The sequence below is a fragment of the Nonomuraea antri genome (assembly GCF_013283785.1).
Lineage (GTDB): Bacteria > Actinomycetota > Actinomycetes > Streptosporangiales > Streptosporangiaceae > Nonomuraea > Nonomuraea antri.
On record NZ_JABCPZ010000141.1, the window covers coordinates 17,608 to 28,847 of the forward strand.

Genomic DNA, 11,240 nt, shown 5'->3' on the forward strand with positions numbered 1-11,240 from the left:
TTATGGCGAACACGACTACGGTCGCCCGGGGCAGGGGCTCGTCCCCCGCCCCGGGGCGCCGCCGTAAGAGGGGCGCCGGACCGGTACGGGCCAGCGGACTGCCCACCTGGAGCATTCCGTACGTCCTGCTCGTCCCCGGTCTGCTGATCATCGGTGGACTGCTGCTCTACCCGATGTTCCAGCTCGGCGTCATGGCGTTCCAGAAGGTCGGCCTGGCCCAGGTCAAGGGCACACGGCCGGCCGAGTGGGTGGGCCTGGAGAACTTCGAGAAGATCCTCGGCAATGACATCTTCTGGTCGGCTCTGCGTAACACCGTGGTGTTCGCGGCCGTCGCGGTCACCCTCACGCTGGTCGTGGGAACCGCGGTCGGCGTCCTGCTGAACAAGCTCGGCAAGAAGATGTCCCTGTTCGTGGTCATCGGCTGCATGTTCGCCTGGGCCGTACCTCCCGTCGCGCAGGGCGTCACCTGGCGCTCCCTGTTCGACGCCGAGGCCGGCATCATCAACTGGGCGCTGAACCTGCTGCCCGACTGGCTGGCCGCACCGCCCAACGGCAGGAGCTGGACGGGCGAGCCCTGGCTCAACGACACTTTCACGCTCTACGTCGCCTTGACGGTCTGCGTGGTCTGGGCCAGCTTCCCGTTCATCGCGGTCTCGGTTCTCGCCGGGCTCAAGGGCATCCCCGCCGAGCTCTACGAGGCGGCCCGGGTCGACGGCTCGGGCGCGTGGCGGACCTTCAGGAAGATCACCTTGCCGCTGCTCAAGCCGGTCTTCGCGGTCCTGACGGTCTTGTCGATCATCTGGGACTTCAAGGTCTTCAGCCAGCTCTTCGTGCTGATGAACGGCCCCACCAACCGTGAGGGCTTCAACCTGTCGATGTACGCGGTCGCCGAGGCATTCAGGCCGCCGCAGAAGCTGGGCACGGGTGCCGCGATCTCGATCGTGCTGACCATCATTCTGCTGATCATCACCGTCGTGTACGTCCGGCAGATCGTGAAGCAGGAGGAGATGTGACACCGCTCGCCCGCAAGAGGCTCGGGAAGATCCTCCTGAACACGGCCGGCGTGCTGGTCTTCCTCTATGCGATCTTCCCCGTCTACTGGATGGTCTCCACCGGTTTCAAGGAGAACGACCAGATCTTCACGACGGACTTCATCCCGTTCCCCACGCACTTCACCCTCGACCACTTCGAGAAGGTGCTCACCGAGGGCGTGGCGAACAACTCGATCTGGCTCTACCTGCGCAACAGCGCGATCGTGGCGCTCGGGACCGTGCTCATCGGCTCGGCCTTCGCGCTGCTGTCGGCCACGGCCATCGCCAGATTCCGGTTCAAGGGCCGCGGCGTCTTCCTGGTGCTGCTGCTGATCGTGCAGATGCTGCCCGCCGAGGGCCTGCTCATCCCGCTGTACATGATGGTCAAGCGGGTGGGCCTGGGCGACCAGCTGCTCGGACTGATCGTCACGCAGGTGGCGCTGACGCTGCCGTTCGGCATCTGGATGCTGCGTACGTTCGTCGCCGCGGTGCCCAAGTCGCTGGAGGAGGCGGCTTGGATCGACGGCGCGAGCCGGATGACCACGTTCTGGAAGGTGCTGTTCCCGCTGGTCGCCCCGGGGCTGGTGGCCACGAGCATCTTCTCGTTCATCACCGCGTGGAACGACCTGGTGTTCGCCCTGTACCTGATGTCGGGTTCCGAGGGCTACACGACGCCGGTCGCCCTGCAGTACTTCTTCGGCCAGGAAGGCGTCGACTGGGGCGCGATCATGGCCGGTTCCACGCTGATGACCATTCCGGTCGTCATCTTCTTCCTGCTGGTGCAGCGCCGCATGGTCTCCGGCCTGGTCGCCGGGGCCGTGAAGGGCTGACGACCCGGATCTCGTACGGCGTGCGCGACCCGCGCGCGCCGTACCTGTCCGTGCCCAAGAACTGGGCCCGTATCCACAATCGATGAGGAGCCATGAGTCAGAGTGATCGGGGGCTGCGTCGCCTCGCGGCCGGCACACTGCTCGTCGCCTTCCAGGGCACCACGGCGCCCGACTGGGTGTTGCGCGAGCTGGAGCTGGGCCTGGGCGGCGTCACGCTCTTCGGCTTCAACGTGGCAGACCCGGACCAGCTGAGGGCCCTGACCGGCGCCCTGCGCGGGGCCGGCGAGCCGGTCATCTCGCTCGACGAGGAGGGCGGGGACGTCACCCGTCTCGCCTACCACGTCGGAAGCCCGTACCCGGGCAACGCCGCGCTCGGCGCGGTCGACGACGTCGAGCTGACCCACCGCGTGTACCGCGCCATCGGCTCCGAACTGGCCGCCTGCGGCATCAATCTGGACATGGCGCCGGACGCCGACGTCAACACCGAGGCCGACAACCCGGTCATCGGCACCAGGTCGTTCGGCACCGACTCCGCGCTGGTCGCCAGGCACACCGTGGCGGCCGTGCAGGGGCTGCAGTCGGTGAACGTGGCCGCCTGCGTCAAGCACTTCCCCGGTCACGGCGCCACCCGCGTCGACTCGCACCTGTCCGTGCCGGTCGTGGACGTCACCATGGACGTGCTGCGCTCGCGCGAGCTGGTGCCGTTCCAGGCGGCCATCAACGCCGGCGCCAAGTCCGTCATGACCGCGCACGTCGCGGTGCCGGCGCTGACCGGCGACACGCCCGCGACGCTGTCCGGCGCGGCCCTGACCGGGCTGCTGCGCGGCGAGCTGGGCTACGACGGGGTCGTCGTCTCCGACGCGCTGGACATGCACGCGATCACCAAGAGCGTGGGCCTGGCGGGCGGTTCGGTGTTGTCGCTGGCCGCCGGGTCGGACCTGCTGTGCCTGGGCCCGCTGCCCACCTACGACGAGGTCCAGCAGATCATCGCGGAGATCCTGCTCGCGGTGGAGGACGGCCGGCTGCCGCTGGCCAGGCTGGAGGAGGCGGCGGCCCGCGTGGCGGCGCTGCGCGACTGGTTCGGCGCCGGCGAACAGGCCGCGGCCGAGCAGAACGTCGTCGGCCTGCACGCCGCCCGCCGCGCCGTACGCCTGACCGGGGCCACCGAGCCGCTGGTCGAGCCGCTGGTGATCGAGGTGGACACGCCCCCGACGATCGCCGTCGGCGACGTGCCGTGGGGCGTCGGGCCGTGGATGCCCGAGGCCGAGATCATCCGGGTCAAGCCCGCCGACGCGGTGATCCCCGAGCTGCTGGCCAAGGCCGCCGACCGGTCCCTGGTCGTGGTGGTCAAGGACGCGCACCGGTACGCGGCCAGCCAGGAGCTGGTGTCGGCGCTGGTGTCGGCCCGTCCGGACGCGATCGTGATCGAGATGGGCCTGCCGGTGTGGCGGCCTGACAGCGCCGCCTACATCGCCACGTACGGCGCCGCCCGGGCCAACGCCCAGGCCGCCGTGGAGCTGCTGACCGCCTGACAGAGGCGAGCGACGGCCGGCCCGGAAACCCCGGGACCGGCCGTTTCGGCGTTCCAACCTCCGCGCCCGGCCCCTCCCCCGGCGGACCGCACCCGCGGCCCGCCGCTCTCCTCGAAGGACCCACGCCCCGGACCCGCCGTTCCCCTCGAAGGGACAGGACCCCAGGGGACCTCAGGTCGCCAGCAGTTCCTCGCGGGCCTGGTCCAGCGCCGCCAGCACCGCACCGCGCAGCACCGGGTTCTTGTCCGTCACCGTCGTGGTGACCACCTGCGGCCGCACCGGGCAGATGCGCGCCACCGCCTCCTCCACCCGAGACGTGAGCGCCGTGCCGCCGGCGTGACCGACCTCTCCGGCCAGCACCACCAGCCCCGGGTCGAGGATCACGCACACCGCGGCCACGCCCAGCGCGAGCCGGTGCGCGATCTCGTCGAGCAGCGGTTCGCCCCGCCGGCCCGCCGCCACCGCGACCTCGACGCACTCCCCCGCGCTCTCGGCCTCGAACCCGTAGCCCTGCGCGAGCTCGGCCACCGCCTCGGCGCTGACCAGCGACTGCAGGCCGCCGGCCAGCGAGGGCAGCCGTCCGGGCAGCGTACGGATGTCTTCTGGCAGCGGCACGCCGGGCACCGGCAGGTAGCCGATCTCGCCCGCGCTGCCCGACCGCCCCCGGTGCAGCTTGCCGCCGAGCATGACCGCCAGGCCCAGACCGCGGCTCGCCCACAGCAGCACGAAGTCGTCGGCCCCCCGGGCCGCGCCGTCGGCCAGTTCGGCGATGGCGGCCAGGTTGACGTCGTTCTCGATCGTCACCTCGCGCCGCAGGTCGCCGGCCAGGGCCTCGTGGATGCCCTCGTGCCAGCCGGGCAGGTCGAAGGAGAAGCGCACGTCGCCGCTGCGCGGGTCGACCACGCCCGGCGTGCCGATCACCACGCCGCGCAGCCTGGCCAGGCTCACCTTGGCGCTGCGGCACGCCTTCACGATGGCGCCGTGCACCACCGACACCGGGTCGTCGCCGCCGTTGGGCTCGACGGTCACCTCGGCGACCGTGCGGCCGTGGATGTCGGCGATCGCCGTGGAGATCAGCTCGGGGCCGACCTCCAGCCCCGCCACGTACGCGCTGGAGGCGATGACGCTGTACAGGGCCGCGTTCGGCCCTCGTCCGCCGGCCTGGGCGCCGACGACCTCGACCAGGCCGCGCTCTTCCAGCCTGGCCAGCGTCTGTGAGGCGGTGACCTTGGACAGGCCGGTCAAGTCGCCGATCTGCCCCCGAGTCATCGGCCCCGTGGCCAGCAGCAACTCCAGTGCGGCCCGGTCATTGATCTCCCTGAGCAGTCTGGGCACACCAGGGCGTCGCTCCACGCTGAATCCCACCGTCAATATCGAAAAGGTTGTTGGAAGTTTAGCGCTCATGCCCTTGCATATCAGCGTTGAAGAACACGAGTATGCCTCATGACTATCAGCCGGGGACCCGCGGCCGTGCTGGCGGTGGGTGTGGCGCTGCTTTTCGACGTGTTACGCGTTTTCCTGCCGTCCCTGATCACGCTTTTCGGCCGGGCCGGTGAAACGGCTCCCGAACTGATGGGGGCGTACGCGGCCGCCTGGTTCGTACTGCCGTTCCTCGCCCTGGCGCTGCGCCCGCGCTGGGCGCTGCTGGGCGGCGCGGTGGCGCTGGTGCTGGCGCGGATCCTGCTGCAGGCCGGGGTGAGCCAGCTCTACGTCGCCTCCGCCGGCGTGACGGCCGGCCTGGTGTTCCTGTACGGGTGCGCCAGGACGCTCCCGCGCACGGCGGTGCCCGCCGGAATCATGGGCGGCCTGGCGCTGTCCGGGATCGCCCACCTGCTGCTGGACGGGGTCGACCTGGTCTGGCGCGACGGGCTGGTGCCCTGGCTGGCCGTGGTCACGTTCTGCGCGGCCTTCCTGGCCCTGGTGCGCCTCATGGAGGAGCCGCCCGCCGAGCCCGACCTGGCCCCGCCCGCCACGTGGTTCCTGTTCGGCCCGGTGCTGCTGCTGGCCGGGATGGCGGCCACGTCCTGGGCCAAGGACCCCGCCGGGCCCGGCTCGATCTGGCGGGTGGCGCTGGAGGCCGGGCTGCTGACGCCGGCGTTCTTCGCCGCGCTCGCCCAGACCGCGCGGCGTGGCCTGGGCCCGGCGTCCGACGTGCTGTTCGCCGTCCTGCTGGTGGCCGTCGCGGTGGCGTTCACGATGCCGTCGTGGTCCGGCGGGCCCGCCTCGGGCGCGCTGATGATCCTCTGTCTCGGCCCCACGCTGTCCGCCACCGCCAGCCCGGGCACCGGCGCGCGGCGCTCCGGTCTCGCGCTGCTCGGCGGCGGTCTCGTCTTCCTGGTCGGGCTCTTCCTCTACTACGCCGCCTACGACCTGGACCTCGGCTTCCCCAACGGCGCCGTCGTGATCGCGGTCGCGGTGCTCGTCGCCGCGGTCGCCGTGAGCACGGCCCTCAGGCGGCCCGCTCCCACGGGCCGGAAGACCCGGCCTGGGTGGCGGGCCGTCGTGATCGTGGCGACGGCGACCGTGCTGGCCGTGGCGGTCGCCTGGCGGCCCGCGCCGCCCGTCCAGGCCAAGCGGGGCGACACGATCAAGCTGATCGCCTACAACATCCGCATGGGCTTCGGCCTGGACGGCCGCCTGTCACTCGACCGCATCGCCGCCTGGGCCAGGTCACAGCAGCCCGATGTCGTCCTGCTCAGCGAGGTGGACCGCGGCTGGCTGCTGAACGGCGGCCACGACGACCTGGCCAGGATCGCCCGCGGCCTGGGCATGCGCTACCACTTCGCGCGGGCCGCCGACAACGTCTGGGGCGACGCGCTGCTGACGAACCTGCCGGTCAAGAGCGTGTCCTCGCACCCGCTCGGCGCGCACGACTACCCCACGGGCGCGCAGGCCCAGGCCATCGTGCTCGACGTGGACGGCAGGGAGCTGGGCATCGTCAACACGCACCTGCAGGCGCCCGCGGGCCAGGCGCCGGAGGTGGCGGCGATCGTGCGCAACCTGGCCGCGGGCGCCGACAGCGCCGCCTCGGGTCCCGGGACGCCGCCACCCGCCGGGCGCGGGATCGTCCGGCCGGTCGTGCTGGCCGGTGACCTGAACCTGGAGCCCGGCGACCAGCCCATGCGCATGCTGGCGGAGGCCGGGGTCTCAGACCCGCTCACGGCCCTCGGCGACCCCAAAACCTCACCGGCGGACAATCCGGTCCGGCGCATCGACCACGTGCTGATCACCAAGGGTTTGACGGCGGTATCGGCGCAGGTGCCCCGGGTCCCGTATTCGGATCACCTGCCCGTTCTGACGACCTTGCGCCTAACCAGTGTTGACCAGGGGGGATAATCGAGAACATGCGCCTTTCCGCTCGTGTCGACTACGCCCTCCGTGCCGCCGCCGAACTCGCCGCAGCGGGTGCCGGTCCGACCACCGTGGGCGAGCTCGCCAAGGAACAGGACATGCCGCCCAAGTACCTGGAGAACATCCTGCTGCAGATGCGCAGGGCCGGTCTGGTGCGCGGTCAGCGCGGTCCCGAGGGCGGCTACGTGCTGGCCAGGCCCGCCGCGGACATCTCACTGGCCGACGTGATCAGGGCGGTCGACGGGCCGCTGGCGAACGTGCGGGGCGAGCGTCCCGAGCACGTCGGCTACCGGGGCCCGGCGGAGTCGTTGCAGATGGTGTGGATCGCGCTGCGCGCCACCGAGCGGTCCATCCTGGAGGAGGTCACGCTCGAGCAGGTGGCCGGCGGCACCCTGCCCGAGCGGGTCCGCCAGCTCGCCGCCGACCCCGCCGCCTGGGACTGACCCGGGCAGGCCCCCGCGCCGCCCTGCCCGATCACGTGACGTCGCGGCGGAGCGTGATCAGCCGGGCGGCCAGCACCATCGCGCCCACGTACGCGGCGAACAGCAGCCCGCCGCCCCAGGCGGGCAGCAGTTCGCCCCGGGCCGGCGGCATGCCGCCGAGCGCCCGCGCCGCCCCCGTGGGCAGCCAGGTGAAGACGTCCGGCACCAGCCACGCCAGGAAATTGTCACCGTACGAGAGCAGCAGGCAGGCCAGCACGATCGCGACCACCTGGCTGCGCACCAGCACGGCCAGCGCCACCCCGAACAACGCGTACCCGGTGTTCGCCGCCACCGACCCGGCCAGGATCCCCGGCACCTCCTGGCTGAACGCCCGATGCCCGCTCGCCGTCAGCAACAGCGCCCCGCCCGCCAACGTGGCCAGCGCCGACACCAGCGACACCGCCAGCCCCACCAGCCCGTAGGCGACCAGTTTCGCCGTCACCACGGCCCCCCTGCGTGGCGTGACGAGAAAGGCCCAGCTGATCGTCCGGTGGCGGAACTCCCCGGCCATGCCGAGGATGCCCAGGATCATGGTGAACACGTACGCCTGCTGGGCCATGTTGTACACGCCCGCCAGCCGGACCTCCTCAGACGGCGCGGGCAGCAGGGCGGGCACCGCCGTCCAGGCCACGCAGAAGGCGGGAGCCACGGCGGCGAGCACCCAGGTGACGCGGCTCGCCCGCGCCTTGTGCAGCTCCGCACGCACCAGCCGGTTCAACGGGTTCCCTGGTTTCGCTGGGTTCACGCGGCTCATCCGGCCACCTCCAGATAAAGCTCCTCCAGCCCGTCCGCCCGGTCGAACGGCCCGCTCCAGCGCAGCCGCCCGGCCGCGATGATCACCACGTGCTCGGCGATCTGCTCGATCTCGGCCAGCACGTGCGTGGAGACCAGGACGGTGCGGCCCTGATGCGCGTAGGCCCGCAGATACGCCCTGAGCCAGCGCATCCCGGCCGGGTCGAGGCCGTTGGCCGGCTCGTCCAGGATCAGCGCCTCGGGCTCGCCGAGCAGCGCCGTGGCCAGCGCCAGGCGCTGCCGCATGCCCAGCGAGAAGCCGCCGATCCTGCGCCCCCGCGCCGCCGTCAGCTCGACCTCGTCCAGCACCTGCGCGACCCGTTCGGTGTCCAGGCCCGCGGCGATGCACACCGCCTCCAGATGCCGCTCCGCGGTGTGCCCCGGATGGAAGGCGACGGACTCCAGCACCGCGCCGACCCGCTCGACCGGCCGCGCCAGCTTCCGGTACGGCACCCCGCCGATGGTCGCCCCGCCGCCGGTCGGGGTGACCAGGCCGAGGATCATGCGCAGGGTGGTGGTCTTGCCCGCGCCGTTCGGGCCGAGAAAGGCGGTGACGGCCCCCGCCGGGACGTCGAACGACAGATCGTCCACCGCCACCACCCGCCCGAACGTCTTGCTCAGACTGTTGACGCTGATGAGTGTCATGACTCAGAGCGTGCGGGGCGGGGGCGGGCCGGCGCATCGGAGCCGGGATGGAACCCCCCGCTCCGCCCCCGGGCAGTCCCACCGGATCACGGGTGGAGCGGCCCTTCCACCCGTGGGGCGAGAGCGGACGGCATGGCCTGCCACCCGCGGGGAGACGCCGGATGACGGCTGGAGAGGGCTCTCCACCTGTAGGGCGGTGGGAGACGACTTCCACCCGTAGGCCGAGGGCGGAGGGCGGATGCAGGCGACTTTCCACCCGTGAGCCGAGGGCGGATGGCGGATGGAGAGGACTTTCCACCCGTGGGGCGATGCCGGGAGGCGGCCCGCGGACTACCGTTGCGGCGTGGCCTTACTCTGTCGCCGCCACGTCAGGATCCCGCTGATCGTCCTGCTGGTGGTCTATCTCGCCAACGGGCCGGTCATGCTGGTCGCCACGCGTCCTGGGCTCGTCCAGGCCGCGCTCGCCACCGTCCTGGCCGTCGGCACGCTGGGCTGCTGCCTGTGGGCGCTGGCCGGGCACCGGCCGTCCATACGCACCACCCTGCTCGGAGACCCCCCGGCCCCGGACGCGAGCTTCCAGGCCGCTGACACGAACTCCCCGGCCGCGAACACGAACTCCCCCGCTGCGGACGCGAGCTCCCGGGCCGCAGACGCGGGCTCCCCGGCCCCTGGCGCGGCGAAGGGTCGGAACTCGCCCGCACTCAACCTCTGGCTGCTGCTGGCCACGCTGGCCGGCGGCTCTCTCATGCACGCGATCGCACCGTACTCGGGGGTGGCGTTCGCCTTCGTCACGGTCTACGCCGCGCCGCACCGCACCAGGCTGCGCCCGGCCCTGGCGCTGACCACGCTGAACCTGGTGACCCTGCCGCTGATCTCACGCGCGATCGGCCTGGACGCGGGCGCGTACCTGGGACTGACGGCCGGACTCGCGTACACCGCGGTCATCGCGTACATGATGTGGTACCTGTCGTCCACCCGGCGGCAGGCCACCGAGGTGGCCGAGTCCCGCGCCAGGGAGGCGGTGCTGTCGGAACGCGCCCGCCTGGCCCGCGAGATCCACGACATCCTGGCGCACTCGCAGTCGGCGCAGATCGTCCACCTGGAGGGCGCCCGCCTGCTGCTCAAGGACGGCGGAGACCAGCGGGCCGCGCTCGACCGGGTCGAACGCGCCGTCCGGCTGGCCAGGGCCGGTCTGGAGGAGACACGGCGCGCGCTGGACGCCCTGCGCGGCGACGACCTCCCGCTACGCGAACGCCTCGAACGGCTCGCCGCCGAGTTCCGCGCCGCCACCGGCGCCTCCTGCGCCCTGTCGATCGACCCCGCCGCCGTCACACTCCCCGCCGAGGCCAGGCTCGCGGTGGCCCGCACCGCCCAGGAGGCGCTCACGAACGTCCGCAAGCACGCCCACGGCGCCTCGGTCGCGGTGGCACTGCGCCGCACAGGCCGCTGGTGCGAACTGGAGGTACGCGACAACGGCGCCCAGCACGCCATCCCCGCACCGGCCATCGTCGGCCCCGGCGAACGACCCGAACACGACGGGGACGCGCACGGCGCCCATGGCCATGGCGGCGCTGGACACGGGGTCAACGAACACCACGTCAACGGACCTAGCGTCAACGGACATGGCACCAACGGACGTGGCAGCACCGGACATGGCAGCAACGGAGACAGCACCCACGAGCAGGCCGTCCACGAGCAGAGCATCCACGAAAACGGCACCCACGAGCAGGGCACTCCCGAAAACGGCACCTACGAAAATGGCACTTACGGATACGGCAGCGGAGGGTATGGGCTGGTCGGCATGCGGGAGCGAGCGGAACTGATCGGCGGCTCCCTCACGGCGGGACCGCAACCGGGTGGCTTCGCGGTGATACTGCGGGTGCCCGCATGAGCGTGCCCCACATGAACGTGCCCCGCATGAACGTGCGCGTCCTGGTCGTGGACGACCAGACCGTCGTGCGCGAGGGCCTGGTGCTGCTGCTCGGGCTGCTGCCCGGCGTCCAGGTGGTGGGAACGGCCCGCGACGGCGAGGAAGCGATCGCCAAGGTCGCCGAACTGTCGCCGGACGTCGTCCTGATGGACCTGCGCATGCCCAAACTGGACGGCGTGGCGGCCACCCGCCGCATCCGCAGAGACCACCCGGCCACGGAGGTGGTGGTGCTGTCGACGTACTCGGACGACGAATCGGTCTTCGACGCGTTACGCGCCGGCGCCCGCGGCTACCTCACCAAGGACACCGACGCCGAGTCGCTGGCCCAGGCGGTCACGGTCGTGGCGGCGGGCCAGGCCCAGTTCGCCCCGCAGGTCCAGCGCGTCCTGGCCGAGGCCATGGCCGACTCCCCCAGACCGGCCAACGCCCTCCCCGACGGCCTGACCCAGCGCGAGGCCGAGGTCCTGCGCCTGATCGCCGACGGCAGATCCAACTCCGAGATCGCCACCAGCCTCTGCATCTCGGAGGCCACGGTGAAAACTCACATCAACAACCTGTTCGCCAAGGCAGGCGTCCGCGACCGCGCCCAGGCCGTCACCTACGCCTTCCGCCACGGCCTGGTCACCCCGTAACCCGGTCCCCCCACC

General features: G+C 71.8%; 10 protein-coding genes. 7 read left to right on the top strand and 3 right to left on the bottom strand.

Translation table 11 applies throughout. The annotated features are described in order from the left end of the window. The first annotated feature begins 2 nt into the window (after nucleotides 1-2). The 3 genes from HII36_RS35090 (at nucleotide 3) to HII36_RS35100 (ending at nucleotide 3,393) form a co-directional block, all read left to right on the top strand. A complete protein-coding gene (locus HII36_RS35090; protein ID WP_173527618.1) occupies nucleotides 3-1,013 on the top strand; it encodes a carbohydrate ABC transporter permease in 1,011 nt (336 codons plus the stop codon). Further along, nucleotides 1,010-1,861 (top strand): carbohydrate ABC transporter permease, encoded by an 852-nt coding sequence (locus tag HII36_RS35095; protein ID WP_173527619.1) that lies wholly within the window; start codon nucleotides 1,010-1,012, stop codon nucleotides 1,859-1,861. Before HII36_RS35090 ends, HII36_RS35095 begins: the two co-directional genes overlap by 4 nt. A gap of 92 nt (nucleotides 1,862-1,953) precedes the next feature. Next, nucleotides 1,954-3,393 carry a glycoside hydrolase family 3 protein gene (locus HII36_RS35100; RefSeq protein ID WP_173527620.1) on the top strand — a complete coding sequence of 480 codons (1,440 nt, stop codon included), beginning with the start codon at nucleotides 1,954-1,956 and terminating at the stop codon, nucleotides 3,391-3,393. Between the two features lie 171 nt (nucleotides 3,394-3,564). Here HII36_RS35100 and HII36_RS35105 read toward each other — a convergent pair whose 3' ends face one another. After that, a complete protein-coding gene (locus HII36_RS35105) occupies nucleotides 3,565-4,746 on the bottom strand; it encodes an ROK family transcriptional regulator (protein ID WP_173527621.1) in 1,182 nt (393 codons plus the stop codon). Between the two features lie 90 nt (nucleotides 4,747-4,836). Between HII36_RS35105 and HII36_RS35110 the strand changes: the two genes are divergently transcribed. Together HII36_RS35110 and HII36_RS35115 are read left to right on the top strand one after the other, a co-directional pair. Beyond that, nucleotides 4,837-6,729 (top strand): endonuclease/exonuclease/phosphatase family protein, encoded by a 1,893-nt coding sequence (locus HII36_RS35110; protein ID WP_173527622.1) that lies wholly within the window; start codon nucleotides 4,837-4,839, stop codon nucleotides 6,727-6,729. A gap of 8 nt (nucleotides 6,730-6,737) precedes the next feature. After that, complete coding sequence (locus tag HII36_RS35115) at nucleotides 6,738-7,187, top strand: RrF2 family transcriptional regulator (RefSeq protein ID WP_173527623.1); 450 nt, start codon at nucleotides 6,738-6,740, stop codon at nucleotides 7,185-7,187. Nucleotides 7,188-7,218: 31 nt separating this feature from the next. On the opposite strand, the gene HII36_RS58185 is transcribed toward HII36_RS35115, so the two are convergent. Then, nucleotides 7,219-7,980: an ABC transporter permease gene (locus HII36_RS58185; protein ID WP_173527624.1), complete on the bottom strand. Its 762-nt coding sequence runs from the start codon at nucleotides 7,978-7,980 to the stop codon at nucleotides 7,219-7,221. Then, the gene (locus HII36_RS35125; RefSeq protein ID WP_173527625.1) at nucleotides 7,977-8,663 is read right to left on the bottom strand and encodes an ABC transporter ATP-binding protein; all 687 of its coding nucleotides are present in this window, start codon (nucleotides 8,661-8,663) and stop codon (nucleotides 7,977-7,979) included. The genes HII36_RS58185 and HII36_RS35125 overlap by 4 nt, the downstream gene beginning before the upstream one ends. Nucleotides 8,664-9,006: 343 nt before the next feature. Here HII36_RS35125 and HII36_RS35130 point away from each other — a divergent pair, with 343 nt between their 5' ends. Together HII36_RS35130 and HII36_RS35135 are read left to right on the top strand one after the other, a co-directional pair. Next, nucleotides 9,007-10,554 (top strand): sensor histidine kinase, encoded by a 1,548-nt coding sequence (locus HII36_RS35130; RefSeq protein ID WP_173527626.1) that lies wholly within the window; start codon nucleotides 9,007-9,009, stop codon nucleotides 10,552-10,554. Then, the gene (locus HII36_RS35135; RefSeq protein ID WP_236004184.1) at nucleotides 10,551-11,225 is read left to right on the top strand and encodes a response regulator; all 675 of its coding nucleotides are present in this window, start codon (nucleotides 10,551-10,553) and stop codon (nucleotides 11,223-11,225) included. Before HII36_RS35130 ends, HII36_RS35135 begins: the two co-directional genes overlap by 4 nt. Nucleotides 11,226-11,240 lie beyond the last annotated feature (15 nt).